Source organism: Streptomyces sp. CLCI03 (genome assembly GCF_053615355.1).
Map to the genome: position 1 here is coordinate 1828050 of NZ_CM132132.1, position 18157 is coordinate 1846206.

Here is an 18157-nt window from a genome sequence, read left to right on the forward strand (position 1 = left end):
GTGGTCGGCGTCCTGAAAGCCGTTCGTTCGCTTGCGCCTTGGGCTTCACCGATGGCAACGGTCCTTCGCTCGCCGCGGACACATCGCGCCGACCGGCGTGAACGCGATGAGCACGCCCGCTTCGAGGCATGTTGTGGGCCGGTCATGGAGGCCGCCGGCCCGCCCCGCACCGGGCGTCCACTGAAGATCTTTACCGACGCATCGCCCTCGCATACGGTGATGGCCATGCTGCCTGCCGTGGACACAGACGAACAGTGGGACACCGTCATCCCGGACGACGAAGCACTCCGGCCCGGCGTGGAAGACCTCTGTGCCCGTCTCGGTTTCGCCGATGTCCGGCCCGTTAGGTACGCCGACGGCTCGGAACCGGTCTACGCGCTCGGTGACCGGCACGTCCTCAAGCTCTTTCCGCGCATGTGGGTCGAGGACGCGCTCACCGAGCACCGGGTTCTGGAGTACCTCCAGGGACGTCTGCCGATCCCCGTACCGGAATTGGTGGAGTTCGGGGAGTACGAGAACGGGTGGCGCTACGTCCTGATGTCCCAGCTTCCCGGGGAAGGCCTCGCGAAGGCCTGGCCGCGGATTCCGGAAGCCGAGCGCGACCGCATCGCCACCGAGGTCGGGGAAGCCCTGGCCGTCCTGCACTCGCTCGACCCCGCGCCCCTCACCGATGTCCTGGGGCCCGAGAACTGGGACACCGCCCTGGCGGAGCGCCGCGCCCGAGCCGTCGGGCGACAGCGCGAACGGAACCTGCCGGAGCGATGGTTGGAGCAGATCCCGGACTTCCTGGATTCCGTCCCGCTCGCCACGGACCGGCCCCGCTCCCTGCTGCACACCGAGGTCATGCGGCAGCACCTGATCGTCGATCCCGACGACTGGCGGCTGACCGGACTCATCGACTTCGAACCGGCCATGATCGGCGATCGTGCCTACGACTTCGTCGGCGTCGGCCTGTACGTGTCCTGCGGCGACCCCCGCCTGCTGGGACGGGTCATGAAGGCCTACGGACACGCATTCGACCCGCGCGAACTCCTCGCGCACACCCTGCTCCACGTCTACAGCAACCTGCCGCGGTACTTCGAAGACCTGCCCGAACCGCCCGAGCCCACCCTCGACTCGCTCGCCGAGGCGTGGTTCGGCACCGAGTGACCGCACGACACCTGCCCTCCCCGGCCGCCGTCCCTCCCTCCGCGCCGCCTAGCCGTCCTCGGCGGTCCTGATCTGTTCGAGCACCGCTGTGTAGCGGGATCGTCTGTCGGGGCGGGCGTGGACGGCGGCGTGGGTGAGCGGGGGGATCGCCCGCTCGCCCAGGTCGACGAGCCCCTGGGCCGCCGTCCTGCGGACGACGGGATGGGAGTGCTCCAGCAGTCCGGTCAATGCGGGGAGCGCGGGCGCCCAATTCGCGTGACAGAGGGTCCGGATCGCCGTGAGCACCAGGTCCGGTCGGGGGTCGTGCAGCAGGATCGCGGTGTGGTGCAGGTAGGTCTGCCGGTCCAGCACGGCCCGCGAGGTCCGATGGGCGTGGAGGCGGACCTTGGGCTTGGGATGACGCAGCAGTTCGCCGATCAGGTCCCGCAGTCGGGGGTCCTGATCGGGGTCGGGGCCGCGGTGTCCCTCGACCAGTCGCGCGAGCGCTCGGCGTACCCGCACCGGGTCACCGGTACGGGCCTGGTCCAACAGCTGCTGCCGGGACGGGGGCTGCGACGCCCGGGTCGCCGCGGCCGGTGCGGGGTCGCGGAGGCTCGCCAGCGCCGCGGCGTCCTGCCGTGCGGCGTCGTCCGGGCGACGCAGCGGGCCCTCGACGAGGAGCAGCGAGTCCGCGAGGTCGTCACGGCCTTCGGCGCGCAGTCGGTGGCGGATCCGCGTCAGCGCCGGGGTGCGCAGCAGGGGGCGTCCGCGGAGCAGGTCGAGGAAGCCCCAGGCGCCGGCGTCGAGCCGCTCGCCCAGGTGCTCCGCCACCACGTCGGAGGGGACCAGGCCCAGTGTCCGCCCGGCGGCGGAACGGGCGGGCGCCGGCTCGTGTTCCCACCATTCCAGCAGGAGCGGGACCAGCGGTTCCAGGTCGCGCGGGTCGAGCCGGCTCGCCACGAGGGCGACCCGGTCGCGCAGGATGTCGTCCGCGCGGAGTTCCGTCTCGCCGATGGCGTCCAGTGTGCGGGCCAGGTCGGCGCCGACGGGTATGTCGATGTGGCCTCGTAGGAACGCCCGGAGCACGGGAAGCCTGGCCTCGGGCTCGGGCCACTTCAGGAGGGCCCGGGCCGCGGTGTGCCGGTGCTCCGCTTCGGGTGCCCGCACCATGGCGAGCAGGCGTTCCCGCTGTGCGGTCGAACGAGGCTGGTCGAGGTCGGCGACGCGCACGCTCCGCGGCGCCCGCGCAAGCCCCTGCCGCTGCGCCCGCGTGGTTTCGGCGATGGTCCAGGGGGGTGCGTCGAGCGGCTGGATGTCCGTCATCCAGTCGACGAGGGCGGGTCGGACCTCGGGGGCGGCGCCGGCGTACACATCGATCAGTGCGGCGAGCCGGTCCCGGGAGCCCGGGACGCCCTCGTGCGGGGTGCGGAGTTGCCGGAATCGTTCCAGGGCGCTCGGCGTGCGTACGGCCGCGTCCAGCGCGACCCGCCACGCCTGGGCCTCGGCGGGCGGGGGTGGCGCAGGGGGCCCCGGGGCGGCGAACGCCTCGCGCAGCACAGCGGTCTCGGCCTGCCAGGGATCGGCGCCGCGGCGGGCCGAAGCGAGTGCCTGTTCCAGGTCGGCCCGGACCGGCACCGCGCCCAGGGCGCGGAGCAGTGTCGGTACGGAGCGGCTCGCGGGGCCGGGGGGCAGCGCGCGTACCGCGTCGACGACCGCCGGTTTCAGAGCCGCCGGCAGGGTAGGCGCGACCGCTTCGAGTACCGCGACGAGGTCGTGCCGGTCTCCGTCCGAGGCCTCGGCGAGCGTGTCGAGGAGCAGCCCCGTGCACCGGGCGAAGGCCGTCAGTTCCTCGGTCGTCCAGGGTCCGGGGCACAGGCGCAGGACGAGGCCCAGGACGCGGGTTCGGGCGTCGGGTTCGGAGTCCGCCAACCGGAGCCAGTCCGGCAGCATGGGCCGCAGCACCCGCAACCGCGCGGGGTGCGTCCGCTGATGGCGTTCGGCCACGCGGAGCGCGACCGACGGGTTCCAGCCCCGCGTCGTGAGCGACCTCACCTCCGGGTCGTCCTCGATGTCCGCCGCCGGCTCCGGCGCGGCGGGCGGGGTGATGCCGTGCGCGTGCAGGGCCGCGGTCAGCTGCTCGATCGTCCCGGAAGCGAGGCGGACCCGGCCGGCCGCCACCAGGGCGAGCAGGGTCGGTGCGACCCGTGCCGCCTGGTCGTCCAGGGCGAGGACGGAGCGCGCCGACAGGGTGCGGTCGAGGCCCACCAGCAGCAGTTCCCGGGCGCGGTCGTCCTCGCTGTGTTCGGCGGCGGCGAGGACGGTCGCCGGGTACGCCTCGCCGAGGATGGCGCGCAGTGCCGCGACGAGCGAGCCGCGCAGCCCTGGATTGTGGTGGCGCCCGAGCCACAGGAGCAGTGCCGGTACGGTCGTGGGCGTCCCCACGCGGACCAGCACGTCGGCGGCGGTCTTCTTGATGTTCATGTTCGGATGGTCGAGACAGGCGGCGATCGCGGTGGAGGCCCAGCGGGCCCGCGCGTGGCCGAGTGCGAGCAGCGCCTGCCGGACGGTCTGGATGTCGTCGGCGGTGGTCAGTGCGATCAAGGTGGCCGACAACGCCTGCGCGTCGTCCCCGGTGGCGTCGCGGGCGAGCAACGCGATCACGTGCTTGCGTACGTGCCGGTCGCGGTCCCGCAGCAGGCGGTGCACCCGCATCCGGGTACGCGCGTACGGGGCCCGGAGCAGGAGTTCGAGCAGGATCGCCCGCTCGCCGCTCGACAGTCCGGGCCGGTCCAGCAGATCCAGGCCCATGGTCGCGACGAGTACGTCTCCGGCCTCGCGTGCGGTCGCCGCGTCGAGGAGGCAGGACGGCCTGATCCGTCTCCGCTCGTGGAGCCGACGGCCCAGGTCGCGCACGGCGTCGAGGACCTCCGGGGGCACCACCGGTTCCCCGCCCGGTCGGCCGCCTTCGCCGCGCGGGGCGGCTCCGCCCGGTTCCCAGGACGCGGCGAGCTCGGCCACGATGCGCCGGAGCAGGTCCGCGATGACCGGCAGCGTGCCGGCGCCGCCGTGGGCGGCCAGTCGGCACAAGGCCGCGACCGGCCGGTTCGGGTCCAGGTGGGAACCGAGCAGGGCCAGTTCCCGTTCGTCCGGGCCACCGAGGTCCGCCGCGATGCGGGTCGGCAGGTCGGTGGGATCGAGACGGACGAGAAGGGCACGTCGTTGTGCCGGATCGTGGGTCAGATGCCACAGCACGTCGAGGGCGTGGTGGCGTACCGCGCGCAGGTGCGGTGCGATCACGCCCATGCTCTCCGCCGTGGCGAGACCGAGTCCTTCGCTCAGCGCTGTCGTGGTCCGGTGCCCGCCGATGGCCTCCAGGGCCTCCAGGGCCGCCGCCGGACGGGAGGGCAGGAGAGCGAGCACGGCGTCCTCGGCATCCGTGTGGCGCAGGGCGCGGATCGCGTCGAGAAACGGTCCCGGCCGGGCGGTCGACGGGAGGAGTCGGGTGATCGTGTCCCCGATCGGCAGCTCCTGCGCCCCCTGCTCGGCCAGGGCGACCAGCAGCGCGAGCCGCCGCGGCCAGCTCGGATCGTCCACGTCCGTATCCACCAGCGCCCGGAACATCACCTGTCGGGAGGTGAACAGGATCGTCGCGATCTCGTGGGGTGGGATCGAGTGATCGGCCAACGCGAGGCCGATGACGGTGGGGACGTGCGCCGCGTCGGGGAAGTGCCCGCGTCGGTGGAGGCCGCGCAGGCATGCCACGGCCGGCGCACCGAACAGCAGCGGGTCCCGTGCGGCGACGGTCGTCAAGGCGCCGATGTCACCGCGGTCCGCGAGGTCGCCGAGCAGTTCCATCCCGCGCCGCCGAAGGCCCGGTGGCAGATCGGGATCGTCGACGACCTGGCGCAGCAGGTCGCGGTGCCCGTGGTGGGCGGCGGCCGTGATCGCGGCTTCGGCGACCTCGGGCCGTGCGAGCACCGGGTCCGCGGCGAGCAGCGGGGACAGTCGCGCCGCCGGCAGCGGGTCCAGCGCCGCCCAGGGCTCGGCGAGTTCACGCACCGCGGCAGCGACGACGGCTGCGCTGTCGACACCGAGCAGGCCGACCGCGCACGCGCGGACCCGTGCGGGAGCCAGCAGGCCGGCGTGCAACCCCTGCCGGGCCAGCCGCAGCGCCGCGGCCTGCAGGACCGGATCGCCGCTGTCCGCCAGCTCGTTCACGAGGTGGTCGGGCCGGTGCGCGCGGGTGACGGTCATTCCCCGCACGGCCTGGTAGAGCGGTTCGCCGGGTCGCTCCGTCCGGATCACCGTCGGCTCGTTGAGGATCTCGGCGCGCAGCCAGGCGATCCGCACGCCGGCCGGCAGGTCGACGGTGCGCCACGACGGCCGGCGGAGCCCTCGGCGGTACGGCCCGAGTCGTTCGTGGAGCCGTGCCAGGACGAGCGCCTCCTCCGGCGGTCCCTGTACCACCACCGGCAGCAGCCTCGCGAGTTCGGCCGTATCGGTGTCGTCGCCCGTACGGCCCGAGGTGACGCGCTCGTCGAGGAGGGCCAGTCCCAGACGCCGTACGCGGGAATCGTCGTGCCGGACGAGGGGGCCGAGGACGGCCGGCGGGCAGTTCCGCGCGTCGAGACGGTCGGTCAACCAAGCGACATCGGCTCGGCGCAGCGCATCGTGGAAGTCCTGGTCCGCCGGCGTGATCATCGTCGGATGCTAACGGGGTCGTTCCCCGCCCCACCAACGGGATTCGCCCGAGGCGACGCGCACCGCGTCGGTGCGCCGGCCGCGTCGCCTCCCGCCCGACCCGCCCCCGGCCGGTGCCCGGCTCGAAATGGCCATTCGGCTTGAATCGGTGACGGCGTCCGGTCGATCATTGCCCGTATGACTACCGTATCCGCGGCGCTCGACGTCTCCTGCCTGCCCGATTACGCGCACAACTGGGCCCTGGTGGATGTCGAGACCTCCGGACTGATCGCACGGCGCGACCGGGTCCTCTCGATCGCGGTGCTGACCTTCGGGCCGGACGGTGCGCCGACCGGGGACTTCACCACCCTGGTGAACCCGGGCTGCGATCCGGGCCCCGTGCACGTCCACGGGCTCACCGCGGAACGGCTGCGGGACGCTCCCACCTTCGACCAGGTCGCGGAGCAGATCGGCGCGCTCCTTCAGGACCGGGTCCTGGTGGCCCACAACGCGCAGTTCGACTACGACTTCCTGGCCCACGAGTTCGCCCGCGCCGGGCTCCACCTGCCCGTCACCCAGCGCCTGTGCACCCTGGCCCTGAACCGGCGGGTGGAGCCGCCCACCGCCGACCTCAGCCTGGCCTCCCTGGCCGCCCACTACGGCGTACCTCAGACCAGGGCCCATGACGCGCTCGACGACACCCGTGTCCTCGCGGGGATCTTCCGCGCCTCGCTCGCCGAGGCCGTACGGCTGGACCTGCAGCTCCCCCTGGTGCCCTGCCCGCCTCGGCAGGACCCGCGGTTCGCACCGAAGCTGCCGAAGGCCCCGTGCGCGTACCGGAACCCGGGCCCGCTGAAGCCCGGCGATCCGCTCGTCCAGGGGATGAAGATCGCCGTGACGGGTGAGACGGAGATCGCCCGGATCGAGCTCGTCGCCCGGTCGGTCGCGAGCGGCCTGAACGTGATGACGTCGGTCAGCCGTCACACCAGCGTCCTCGTCACGAACGACGCGAACGCGCTCTCCGCGAAGGCCCGACGGGCGGTGGCCGAGGGGGTCACCGTCCTCGACGAGCACGCGTTCCTCGCGCTGCTGGCGGACGTACGTCCCGGAACGCCCCACGAGAAGCACGCGCCGGAGGTTCCCGTCGCCGCGCAGCCTCCCGCCACGGCTGCGGCTACGGCTACGGCCCCGGTGCCCCGACAGGCCGTGCCCAGGCAGGCCGAGCCCCGGCCCGCCCCGAAGCCGTTCGGGCGGCGCCGGGTCCTGGTGCTGGGCGGCACCCACGAGGAGGCGGCCGCCTCCCGGGCCCGTGTCGTGGAGATGGGCGGGGCCGCCGCGATCAACCTGTCGGCGAGCGTCACCGACATCGTGCTCCTGCCCGGCGGTGAGAGCGATCGCCGCATGGCTCGCGTCACCTCCCTGGGGCTACCGGTCCACGACCCCGCGTGGCTCGGGACGCCGGCCCCCGAGCCGGTGGACTCCCCCCTCGGAGCCGGCGCGTCGACGACCGAGGTCCTCCCGCGCGGCGGAGTCCTCGACCTCCCGGCCCTGCCCACCGCCGGCCGCTGGCACCTCGTTGCCTCCTGGGCGCGGCGGACGGACTGCGAGATCGACGTGGTCGCCTTCGTCCTCGACGAGGACGAACAGGTCTCCTGTGACGAGGACTTCGTCTTCTACGGCGCGCCCGAAAGCCCGGACGGAGCCGTTCGGCTCCTGTGCGACGGCCCGACCGAGCAGAGCATCACCATCGACCTCGCCACGCTGCCCCCTGCCGCCCGTAGGATCGCCATCGCCGCCGCCATCGACGGTACGGCCACGTTCGGGAACGTCGGGGCGGTCCAGATCAGCCTCACCCCCGGCAGTGACGCGCAGGCCACCGCGCAGGCCACCCTCGACGGCACCACCAGCGAACGGACCCTGCTGCTCGCCGAGATCTACCGTCGGGGCGCGCAGTGGCGCTTCCGCGCCGTCGGGCAGGGCTACGACCACGGTCTCGAAGCACTCGTGCGCGGGTACGGGATCGAGGTCGCGTAGCGCCGGGGCGGTCCGGCGTTTGGCTCGAACTGCTCGGTCGGTCGGCCGGGATCCGGCCGGGTCGGCCCTCAGCAGTTCGGGACCCAGGCGTGGGAGCGCGGCCGGACGGTGCCGCTCAGGTTGGTCCTCGTCCCCACCTTCACGCAGCCCAGCAGCTCCTGCTGGGCCGCCCGGCCGAAGTAGACGACGTCGACCTTGGACGCCCCCTCGGTGAGGTCGAACCCGTTGTTGAAGACGGAACGGGGCGCGGTGCGGGCCGTCCACGGGCAGGGGGCCGGGCCCTCGATCCAGTCGGCGCCGCCGTCGACCCAGGAGCACATCTCGCCGCGGCCGTCCTCCTGCGAGAAGAAGCAGACCGCTCCGCGCCAGCACCGGTCGTACCCCGATGCCCCGGTGGTGTCACCGAGGTGGAACAGGCCCGAGGCCCAGAGGGCGCCCAGGCCGGCGAGCGCCGCCGTGCCGGCCGCGATCAGCGCGCGGCCCCGCCGCCGGGGTGGTGGGGGAACCGGTGGGGCCGGTGGGGGAACGGATGGGGCCGGTGGGGCGGGTGAGGAGATTGTGGGTACCTGCTCGGCCGCCGCCTTCACCCTCCGGAGCAGCGACGCGGCGGTGTGCGCGGCCCGGTCCTCGTGTCTTCGGGCCAGGCAGTCGCGGACGATGTCCCGCCAGTGCTCCGGCAGTTCCGGGGACAGGCGCAGTTCCTCCGCTCCCCTGGCGTAGCGCAGCGCGGCGTCCCGGCGGGCGGCGGGCGTGCCGCCGGGCAGCGGCAGCGCCCCGGTCAGGACGACGTGGGCGAGGACCCCGAAGGCCCAGACGTCGGCCGACGGGCGGATCTTCGTACCGCGTTCGCCGACTTCCGACCAGAGCAGGTCGGGCGGGGTGTAGTCGGGCGTGGCGAAGGCCGGGGAGTAGGCGTGGGTGCCTTCCAGCTCGGCGGCCATGTTGAAGTCGCCCAGCCGCGCCGTGCCGTCGGCCATCAGCAGTACGTTGCCGGGCTTGAGGTCGCCGTGCACCCAGCCGGCCCCGTGCAGTTGGTCGAGCCCCTCGCAGATCTGGGCGAGCAGGGCCGGTCCGGTCCGCGGCACGCCGTCGGCCAGCAGGGAGTCCAGGGAGCCCGCCGCCTCCTCCAGGACGAGGACGGTGGCGCCGTCGAGTTCGGGCCGGCCGGGGTCGTCGACCGTGAGCACCTCGTACAGCCGGATCAGCCGGGGTGTGCGCACCCGGCGCAGTACTTCGGTCTCGCGCTCGGCGAGTTCGCGCAGGTGCCGTAACTGACGGGGGGTGCGGGTACCGGTCGGCAGGACCTTGAGGGCGGCCCGGCCGGGCAGCGCCGGCTCGGGTTCGGCGCGCAGGGCGGCGTACACGCTGCCGAAGGCGCCGGCTCCCAGCAGGTGCCCGACCACCCAGGGGCCGACCCGGTAGCCGGCCGGGACGGTGAGTGCGCCGGGGTGCCCGGCTCTCCCGGTCAGCGGGCGGTACCGGTCGGGGCGGCCGGTAGCGCCGCCAGGTCCTGCTCGCGGACGAGGTCGAAGCGCAGGGCCAGCGAGACCAGGGTCTCCTTCTTGCCGACCAGCCGTGGTCCCGGATCCACGGTGTCGGGGCCGGGCTTGAGGCGCAGTTTGACCGCGAGGTAGTCGATGTTCCACTGCACGGCGGCGCGGTTGGCCGCGGCCCAGGACGGTCTCAGCCGTTCGACCACCTGCTCGACGGTGGGCAGGGGCGCGTGCGGTGCGCCGCGCAACCTGGGCTCGCAGAGGGCGGTGAGGACCAGGAAGTACCGGCTGGAGCGGTCGAGCGGGAAGGGGACGACGGTCGGCTCCCCGTCGGGCTCGCCGGGGGCGTCCCGGTCGGCGTAGTCGTGGCGCGGCGCCCAGACGTCCAGGGTGAGCAGTTCGGAGCCGGCGGGCAGGACGAGCCGGGCGAATTCGAAGGGGACCGGTGCGTCCAGCCGGCCGGGGCCCACCTTGATGTGCTCGCCGGCGCCCTCCGGGTTCTCGACCACGTACGTCGCCGAGCGGGAGAAGTTGCTGAGCGACCAGTACGTCGCGGTGGCGCCGATCTCCCCCGCCGAACGCGAGACGCCGGCGTGCGGGACCCGCAGGGTGTGCGGGCCGCCCCCGCCCGCCCGGGCGCCGTACGGGTGGGGGGCGGGCTCACGGCCGAACCGGAGGGTCTGCCCCGGTGCCAGGCGGATCTGTGCGGTCGGGGACATGGTGGGCCCCGGAACCACGATGATGCTGTTCACGCTGCTTCCTTCCCCGGAGGTGCAGGGGAAGGCTAGCCGGCGGAATCAATCATTCCCACAACAATGGCTTGTCTTCAGCACTCCCCGCGCCACTGGAAACGGTCGATCGTCCGGCCCCCGGCGGGGAGGTTCCCGCGTCCCTCGTCCCAGCCGCGGTGCAGGCAGGCGCTGCCGCCCTCCCGGAAGTACACCTGGACGTGGTCGTAACCCGGCTGCGGTGTGCCGTTGTTGAAGAAGGAGCGGCGCAGTCCGCACGTGCTCCGGGGCTCGTCGACGGCGGACCGGCAGACGGTACCGGTGCCGTCGGCCCCCGAGTAGAAGCAGACGTGGCCGGGCGGGCAGTCCTGCCAGGCCGGGGGCGGGGTGCCGGCGCAGTTGCGGCTGGTGACGCTCGGCCACTCCTTCGCGGTTCCCGAGTACTCGATCCCGTCGAAGTGGGCCGGGACGCGGTGGCTCTCGTCGGTGAAGTCGCCGGAGGCGAGGTAGCGCTGCTCGTAGTGCAGGTGGGACCACTGGGAGGCGCCCGTGGTACCGATCCGGCCGATCCGCGTGGACGGCTGGACGGGGTCGCCCTTCTTGACGTAGGTCGCCGGGTCGTCCTTCAGGTGGTAGTAGGCCGTGAACCAGCCGTTGCCGTGGTTGATCTGGAGGGTGTTGCCCGAGCCGTTCGTCCAGTACGTGGCGGACACCGTGCCGGCGGCGGACGCCAGGACGGGCAGGGCGTCGGAGCCGGTGTTGCCCTCCACCACCATGTCGAGCGCGGGGTCGTGGCCCCAGGTGTTGAGCTGCCAGGTGGTCCCGCACGGGAACGGCAGCTGGAACGGCGGCTTCGCCGCCACGGAGGCGGCGGCGGGGGCGGCGGCGCCGGCCGCGGCCGCGGCCGGCGCGGGCGTACCTGCCCACACCAGTCCCGCCCAGCACATCAGCACCACCGCCCACAGCCTGCTGTTCGGATACCGCAGCACGTCTTCCCCTCCCGGCCCCTCGGACGGCGCCCGGACGGGCGGTCTCCCGCGTCATGCTGGGGTCGGGGGCCGCACCGCGCCACCTCGTAGCTACGAGGATGGGGTGCGGGCGACGGGCTGCTACCGCCGGCCGGCCGAAAGGAACGGCACGGCCTACGGCTCGATGAGCCCGACCCGGATCGCGTACCGGGTCAGCTCCAGCCGGTCGCGCATCCCCAGCTTCTGGAGCAGGTTGGCCCGGTGGCGCTCCACCGTCTTGGCGCTGATGACCAGGAGGTCACCGATCTCCTTCGAGGAGTGGCCCTCCGCGACGAGCTTGAGGATCTCCTCCTCGCGCTCGGTGATGGCCCGGGCGGGCAACGGGTCGCCCTGGCGGGCCCGGTCGAGGTAGTTGCGGATGAGGGTGGTCTCGGCCCCGGGATAGATGAACGGCTCGTCCCGGATCGCCGCCCGGCACGCCTCGACCAGGTCGCGGTCGGCGACCGACTTGGGGACGTAGCCCGCGGCCCCGGCCTTGAGCGCCTCGAAGAAGTACTGCTCGTTGTCGTACATGGTCAGGATGAGGATGCGCAGCTCCGGCCGCAGCCGGGAGAGTTCCCGGGCGGCCTGCAGTCCGGTCATCCGGGGCATCGCCACGTCGAGGACGGCGAGGTCCACCTCCCCGGTACGGGCCAGGGCGACGGCCTCCGCTCCGTCCCCGGCCTCGGCGACCACCGTCAGGTCCGGCTCGGCGTCGAGGATGAGCCGGACCCCGCGCCGTACGAGGGCGTGGTCGTCGGCGAGCAGGACACGGGTCGGCGGACGCTCGGCATCGGTCAAGGGGTGTCCTCCGTGCTCGCGGCGGCGGCCGTGGTGACGGGCGGTACGTCCAGCCGGACGGCGGTGCCGCCCCGCGGGCCGCTCCCGATGGCGAGGTCGGCGCCGATCAGCAGGGCCCGTTCCCGCATGCCCTGGATCCCCGCGCCCTCGCCGACGGCGCCGATGCCCCGGCCGTTGTCGCGGACCAGGAGCCGGACCGCCCCGTCGGGTCGCCCCGACAGGTGCACCTCGACCTCGCTCGCGCCCGCGTGCCGGGCGGCGTTGGTCAGGGCCTCCTGGGCGACCCGGTAGACGACGAGTTCGGCCGCCTCGTCCAGCGGGGGCACATGGGGGCCGATGACGTGCCGCACGGTCAGCGAGCCGCTGGTGAACTCGGCCGTCAGCGCGCGTACGGCACTGTGCAGCCCGAGTTCCTCCAGGACTCCCGGGCGCAGCCTGCGGGCGATGCGGCGGATCTCGTCCAGGCTGGTGCGGGTCGTCTCCTGCACCTGGCGGAGTTCCTCCCGCAAGGGGGCCGGGGCGCGGTCGGCGGCGTGCTTGAGCTGGAGCAGGACCGCGGTGAGGGTCTGGCCGACCTCGTCGTGCAGTTCCTGGGCGATGCGCCGCCGTTCGGCTTCCTGGGCGGAGAGGGCGCGGGCGCTGCTGCCGGCCCGTTCGGCCTCCAGGCGGCCCAGCATGGCGTTGAAGGAGGTGGTCAGCTCGGCCACTTCGGCGGGGCCCTCCACCTGTGCCCGGCCGCCGGGGCGCAGCAGGTCGACGGCGCTCATCGCGCGGGTCAGCCGGCCGAGCGGTGCCAGGCCGATCCGGAGCAGGGCGGCGTTGGCGACGAGCATGGCGGCCAGCCCGGCGAGCAGCACCACGGCCTCGCCGAAGAGGACCGGGGTGGAGACGGTGACCGGGCCGAGCAGCAGCAGGACGGCGGTGACGAGGACGGCCGCGTTGAGCAGGAAGATCCGCCAGTACAGCGACACGGGCGTCCTTCCTCTCGCTCCGAGGTCCGCCGCTCCGGCGGACCGCTCGCTTCCACTATCCCCGTCGATGCGTTCACGCACCTGCGGTGACCTGCGGTGGGACCGGTGTCCCCGCCTCAGCCTGTCGTGCGGCGGGGGCCTTGTCCATCCGTGCCGACACCCATATCCGGCCCCTTGCACGAGATGGCACGATGAGCCCGCGCGGCAGCCGGAACCCGTCTTCCGTGGGCCGCGCCGCACCACCGTCGAACACGAGGCAAGGGGGGACAGAGCTGTGCCTGCTCCACGGATGAGCACCACGCCACTGCCCGGCATCGGGGTCCAGTACGACCTCACCACCCGCGAGCACCGCCACCTGTCGGTGATCGCCCACCGCGACGGGACCCGTACGGTGAACATCTACCGCGCGGACGATCCCGACGCGTGCGCCCAGTCCCTGCACCTGACCGGGGCGGAGACCGCCTCGCTGATCGACGCCCTGATGCCGGCCCACCACAGCCCCAACGTGCTGCACACCACCGACCTCGGGTTGGTCGCCGAGCGCATCGAGCTGTCCGCGCACTCGCACTGGAACGGCCGGCTGCTGGGCGAGACCCGGATGCGGACGGAGACCGGCGTCTCCATCGTGGCGGTCCTGCGCCGGGCCGAGGCCCGCCCCTCCCCCGCGCCCGACTTCCGGCTCGCGGGCGGGGACACGCTCATCGTGATCGGCACCCGCGAGGGCGTCGACGCGGCCGCCTCCATACTCGGACGGGAGTGATCGCCTGTGCACTCCGCCGTCTTCCTGATCGAGTTCGGTGCCATCATCCTGGGCCTGGGTCTGCTGGGCAGGCTCGCCGGCCGCTTCCGTTTCTCCCCGATACCCCTGTACCTGCTGGCGGGTCTCGCCTTCGGCACGGGTGGACTGCTGCCCATGGGCGCGAGCGAGGAGTTCGTGGCCATCGGCGCCGAGATCGGCGTCATCCTGCTGCTGCTGATGCTGGGTCTGGAGTACACGGCCACCGACCTGGTCTCCAACCTCAAGACCCAGTACCCGGCCGGGCTGGTCGACTTCACCCTCAACGCCGTACCGGGCGCGATCGCCGCGCTGCTGATGGGCTGGGGGCCGGTGGCCGCCGTGGTCCTGGCGGGGGTCACCTGGATCTCCTCCTCGGGCGTCATCGCCAAGGTGATGGGTGACCTCGGGCGGCTCGGCAACCGCGAGACCCCGGTCGTCCTCAGCGTGCTGGTCCTGGAAGACCTGGCCATGGCCGTCTACCTGCCGATCGTCACCGCGCTGCTGGCCGGGGTCGGTCTCGCGGCGGGCAGCCTGACCCTGGCGATCGCCCTCGGGGTGGCGGGCGCGGTGCTGTTCGTCGCCGTCCGCTACGGCCGGGTCATCTCCCGCTTCGTCTCCAGCGACGACCCGGAGAAGCTGCTCCTCGTGGTCCTCGGCCTGACCCTGCTGGTGGCGGGCATCGCCCAGCAGTTGCAGGTCTCCGCCGCGGTCGGCGCGTTCCTGGTCGGCATCGCCCTGTCCGGTGAGGTGGCCGAGGGTACGCACACGCTGCTCAGCCCGCTCCGGGACCTGTTCGCCGCCGTGTTCTTCGTCTTCTTCGGCCTGCACACCGACCCGGCGAGCATTCCGCCCGTCCTGCTGCCGGCGCTCGCGCTGGCCCTGGTCACCGCCTGCACGAAGATCGCCACCGGGTACTGGGCCGCGAAGCGGGCCGGGGTCGGGGTCAAGGGCCGTTGGCGGGCCGGGGGCACGCTCGTCGCGCGCGGCGAGTTCTCGATCGTCATCGCCGGTCTCGCCGTCACCGCCGGCATCGAACCGGCCCTCGGGCCGCTGGCCACCGCCTACGTGCTCATCCTCGTGGTGATCGGGCCGCTCACCGCCCGCTACACCGAGCCCTTGGCCGCGTGGTTCAGGCAGCGGCGTGCGGTGCGCGCCCCGCTGCTCCCCGCCGTGCCCTCCCCCGCCAGGTCCCCGGAGAGCGCCGCGGAGCCGGCTCCCGACCAGGATCCGGCCGGGCGACCGTAGCGGCTGGGTCCCGCCGATCAGGGCGGGGCCATCGGCTTCGCCCGGCGGTGCGTACGGGGCTCCGCGCCCAGCCGGTTGACCGCCAGGGCGGCCACGACCAGGCCGGCCGCCAGGACGAGCCCGTTGGGCAGGGTTGCCCCGGCCACCGCGGCCCAGACCCCCAGGGCCACGGCCAGCCAGGCGCCGGCCCGGCGGTACGCGCGCCGGCGGGGCCGGGGCCCGGCCGGGGCTTTCGGACCGGTGGTCCTCGTGTCGTGGGATGCCGGCATGGCCCCGCTCCTTTCCGTGGGCCGGGCGAGGGCGAGGGTGCGGGTGCGGATGCGCTGCCGAGGGCACGAGCCGCTCCGCGTCGACGCCGTCGAGACGCAGGGGGTGTTCGTCGTCCGGGGCAGGTCCGCGAAGCGGCGGCGGGCACCGTGGCTCCGCGGGCCCTGCGGTCCGTGGGCCTGCGGTCCGTGGGCTCCGTAGGTCCCCGGGCGCTGTGGGTCCGCGGGCCGCTGCGGGTCCGCGGGCGCTGCGGGTCCGCGGGGCGCCTTCCGGCTCCCGGCGCCGACCGGAAGGGGACTTCGCGGAGACCCTCAGCATCGCCCGCCCGGCCGGCCCCGCACATCGGGGCCGGCACCCATCTTGCGCACCGGTCAGCAGATGCGCGGCAGCTGCTCCCCGATCGGCAGGTCGACCACGCGGGTGCCGCCGAGGGCGGTGCGGGCCACGACCAGGCCCGGGTGCGCGTCGACGGCCTCGCCGATCACCGCCGCGTGCCGGCCCAGCGGATGGGCGCGCATGGCGTCGAGGACGGCGTCGGCGTGCTCGCGGGGCACGAAGGCGACCAGCTTGCCCTCGTTGGCCACGTAGAGCGGGTCGAGTCCGAGGATCGCGCAGGCGTTCGCGACGGCCGCCGGGACCGGGACACGGCCTTCCTGGATCACGACGCCGGTGCCCGAGGCGGCCGCGATCTCGTTGAGGGAGGCCGCCAGCCCGCCCCGGGTGGGGTCGCGCAGGACGTGCAGGTCGGGGGTGACCGCGAGCATGCTCCGCACGAGGCCGCCCAGATCCGCGCAGTCGCTGCGGATGTCCACGCCGAATTCCAGCCCCTCGCGGACGCTCATGATCGCCACGCCGTGGAGGCCGATCTCGCCGCTGACGATGACGACGTCACCGGGGACGACACGCTGCGGGCGCAGGTCCACCCCGTCGGGGATGATCCCGATGCCCGCCGTGTTGAGGTAGATGCCGTCCCCGCGACCCGCCTCCACGACCTTGGTGTCGCCGGTGGCCACCTCCACGCCCGCGGCCCGCGCGGCCGCGCCCATGGCCTCGGCCACGCGCGCCACCACCGACATCTCGACGCCCTCCTCCAGGATGAACCCGCAGGACAGGTACGCCGCTCGGGCGCCGCTCATGGCGAGGTCGTTGACGGTGCCGTTGACCGCGAGGTCGCCGATGCAGCCGCCGGGGAAGAACAGCGGCCGCACCACGTACGAGTCGGTGGAGAAGGCCAGCCGGACCCCGCCCAGGGAGACGGCCGCGGAGTCCCCGAGCTGGGCCAGGACGTCGCCGCCGAAGGCGGGGGCGAACAGGTGCTGGACCAGCTCGGCGGAGAGCGCGCCGCCGCCGCCGTGGCCCATCACCACGCGGGGGCGGTCGCGCAGCGGGGCCGGGCAGGTCCAGCCGGTGATGTCGAGTGCGGTGTCAGACAACGGGGCTCGCCTCCAGCGGGGCGCTCGCTGCGGTCGGGGCGGTCACCGCGGGGTTCGCGGCGTTCGCGGCCTTGGCCGCGGGCACGGTGCCCAGCTCCAGCCGCCGGTAGAGGTAGTACGCGGCGCAGGCGCCCTCGCTGGAGACCATGGTGGCGCCGAGCGGGCTGCGCGGGGTGCACAGCGTGCCGAAGGCCTCGCACTCGTGCGGTTTCAGCAGCCCTTGGAGCACCTCGCCGCTGCGACACTCGGCCGGCTCCAGCGTGTTGATCCCGGTGACGGAGAAGCGGTGTTCGGCGTCGAAGTCCCGGTAGCGCTCCGACAGCCGCCAGCCGCTGTCGGGGATGACGCCGATGCCCCGCCAGGCCCGGTCGGTGACCTCGAAGACGTCCTCCAGCATGGCGAGGGCGGCCGGGTTGCCCTCAGGGCGTACGGCGCGCGCGTAGGCGTTGTCGACGGTGTGCTCGCCGCGCTCCAGCTGCCGCACGGCCCGGCGTACGCCCTCCAGGATGTCCAGCGGTTCGAAGCCCGTCACCACGATCGGGACCCGGTGGCGCGCGGCCAGTTCGGGATACTCGCGCACGCCCATCACGCTGCACACGTGCCCGGCGGCCAGGAAGCCCTGGACCCGGCAGCTCGGCGACCGCATGATCGCCTCGATCGCCGGGGGCACCCGCACGTGGGAGACCAGCAGGCTGAAGTTGGGGATGCCCAGCTTCTTCGCCTGGTGGACCGTCATGGCGTTGGGCGGCGCCGTGGTCTCGAAGCCGATGCCGAAGAAGACGACCTGGCGCTTCGGGTTCTGCTGGGCGATCCGCAGGGCGTCGAGCGGGGAGTAGACGACGCGTACGTCGCCGCCCTCGCTGCGCACCTGGAACAGGTCGCGACCGGTCCCGGGCACCCGGAGCATGTCCCCGAAGGAACAGAAGATCACGTCGGGGCGGGAGGCGATCTCCAGCGCCTTGTCGATGACCTCCAGCGGGGTGACGCACACCGGACAGCCCGGTCCGTGAATCAACTCGACCTGCTCCGGCAGCAGTTGATCGATGCCGTGCCGGATGATGGTGTGGGTCTGGCCGCCGCAGACCTCCATCAGGGCCCACGGCCGGGTCACGGTGGCATGGATGTCGTCGAGCAGCCGACGGGCGAGGTCGGGGTCCTGGAACTCCTCGATGTACTTCACGGTCGGCCTTCCTCCTGCGGTGCGGCGTGGGCGGGCGCCGCCTCGGACGCGGGCCCTGGTTCGAGGTCGGGGTCGTCGGTGAAGGGCCAGGGGTCGCCGCCGACCGCGGCGGCCTGCTCCCACGGGTCTCCGAACTCCTCCTGGAGCATGCCGAGCTGCGCGAAGAGTTCGAGGGTCTGCTTGGCCGACTCCTCGTCGAGGCGCTGGAGGGCGAAGCCCACGTGGACGATGGCGTACTCGCCCACCTGGAGGTCGGGCAGGTACTCCAGGCACACCTCCTTCTGCACACCGCCGAAGTCGACGGTGGCCATGCGGGTGCCGTCCTTCTCCCCGATGTCGAGCACTCTGCCGGGCACCGCCAGGCACATGGGTCTCTCCTTGCTGTGGGTGTGTCAGGGTCCCTGTCAGGGGC

14 protein-coding genes are annotated in these 18157 nt (G+C 73.6%); 4 read left to right on the top strand and 10 right to left on the bottom strand.

All coding sequences use genetic code 11. From position 1 onward, the window contains the following. The first annotated feature begins 225 nt into the window (after positions 1 to 225). The gene (locus tag ACWG52_RS08365; RefSeq protein WP_389814068.1) at positions 226 to 1149 is read left to right on the top strand and encodes a phosphotransferase family protein; all 924 of its coding nucleotides are present in this window, start codon (positions 226 to 228) and stop codon (positions 1147 to 1149) included. 48 nt (positions 1150 to 1197) lie between these two features. Here ACWG52_RS08365 and ACWG52_RS08370 read toward each other — a convergent pair whose 3' ends face one another. Further along, the gene (locus tag ACWG52_RS08370) at positions 1198 to 5829 is read right to left on the bottom strand and encodes a HEAT repeat domain-containing protein (RefSeq protein WP_453128342.1); all 4632 of its coding nucleotides are present in this window, start codon (positions 5827 to 5829) and stop codon (positions 1198 to 1200) included. 177 nt (positions 5830 to 6006) lie between these two features. Here ACWG52_RS08370 and ACWG52_RS08375 point away from each other — a divergent pair, with 177 nt between their 5' ends. Then, entirely contained in the window at positions 6007 to 7842 is a 1836-nt protein-coding gene (locus ACWG52_RS08375; RefSeq protein WP_389814060.1) for a TerD family protein, read from the top strand. A gap of 68 nt (positions 7843 to 7910) precedes the next feature. Here the strand turns inward: ACWG52_RS08375 and ACWG52_RS08380 are convergent, their stop codons facing one another. The 5 genes from ACWG52_RS08380 to ACWG52_RS08400 form a co-directional block, all read right to left on the bottom strand. Next, positions 7911 to 9311 carry a serine/threonine-protein kinase gene (locus tag ACWG52_RS08380; RefSeq protein ID WP_389814242.1) on the bottom strand — a complete coding sequence of 467 codons (1401 nt, stop codon included), beginning with the start codon at positions 9309 to 9311 and terminating at the stop codon, positions 7911 to 7913. Continuing rightward, entirely contained in the window at positions 9308 to 10087 is a 780-nt protein-coding gene (locus ACWG52_RS08385; protein ID WP_389814057.1) for an FHA domain-containing protein, read from the bottom strand. The genes ACWG52_RS08380 and ACWG52_RS08385 overlap by 4 nt, the downstream gene beginning before the upstream one ends. A gap of 74 nt (positions 10088 to 10161) precedes the next feature. After that, a complete protein-coding gene (locus tag ACWG52_RS08390) occupies positions 10162 to 11052 on the bottom strand; it encodes a peptidoglycan DD-metalloendopeptidase family protein (protein WP_390137064.1) in 891 nt (296 codons plus the stop codon). A gap of 153 nt (positions 11053 to 11205) precedes the next feature. Beyond that, on the bottom strand, positions 11206 to 11871 hold the full coding sequence (locus ACWG52_RS08395) for a response regulator (RefSeq protein ID WP_389814051.1): 666 nt from the start codon (positions 11869 to 11871) through the stop codon (positions 11206 to 11208). After that, complete coding sequence (locus tag ACWG52_RS08400) at positions 11868 to 12842, bottom strand: HAMP domain-containing sensor histidine kinase (protein WP_389814048.1); 975 nt, start codon at positions 12840 to 12842, stop codon at positions 11868 to 11870. Before ACWG52_RS08400 ends, ACWG52_RS08395 begins: the two co-directional genes overlap by 4 nt. Positions 12843 to 13131: 289 nt before the next feature. Here ACWG52_RS08400 and ACWG52_RS08405 point away from each other — a divergent pair, with 289 nt between their 5' ends. Next, a complete protein-coding gene (locus tag ACWG52_RS08405; RefSeq protein WP_030388404.1) occupies positions 13132 to 13602 on the top strand; it encodes a TrkA C-terminal domain-containing protein in 471 nt (156 codons plus the stop codon). Positions 13603 to 13608: 6 nt separating this feature from the next. Continuing rightward, positions 13609 to 14865, top strand: coding sequence for a cation:proton antiporter (locus tag ACWG52_RS08410; RefSeq protein ID WP_389814044.1), 1257 nt, complete (start codon positions 13609 to 13611; stop codon positions 14863 to 14865). Positions 14866 to 14882: 17 nt separating this feature from the next. Here ACWG52_RS08410 and ACWG52_RS08415 read toward each other — a convergent pair whose 3' ends face one another. The 4 genes from ACWG52_RS08415 to ACWG52_RS08430 all read right to left on the bottom strand — a co-directional run bounded on the left by ACWG52_RS08415 (position 14883) and on the right by ACWG52_RS08430 (position 18113). Continuing rightward, complete coding sequence (locus tag ACWG52_RS08415) at positions 14883 to 15134, bottom strand: DUF3325 family protein (protein WP_161292112.1); 252 nt, start codon at positions 15132 to 15134, stop codon at positions 14883 to 14885. 369 nt (positions 15135 to 15503) lie between these two features. Next, positions 15504 to 16565 (bottom strand): hydrogenase expression/formation protein HypE, encoded by a 1062-nt coding sequence (gene hypE, locus ACWG52_RS08420; RefSeq protein ID WP_389814041.1) that lies wholly within the window; start codon positions 16563 to 16565, stop codon positions 15504 to 15506. Further along, complete coding sequence (gene hypD, locus ACWG52_RS08425) at positions 16558 to 17745, bottom strand: hydrogenase formation protein HypD (protein ID WP_453128345.1); 1188 nt, start codon at positions 17743 to 17745, stop codon at positions 16558 to 16560. Before hypD ends, hypE begins: the two co-directional genes overlap by 8 nt. Then, entirely contained in the window at positions 17742 to 18113 is a 372-nt protein-coding gene (locus ACWG52_RS08430) for a HypC/HybG/HupF family hydrogenase formation chaperone (protein ID WP_453128346.1), read from the bottom strand. Before ACWG52_RS08430 ends, hypD begins: the two co-directional genes overlap by 4 nt. Positions 18114 to 18157 lie beyond the last annotated feature (44 nt).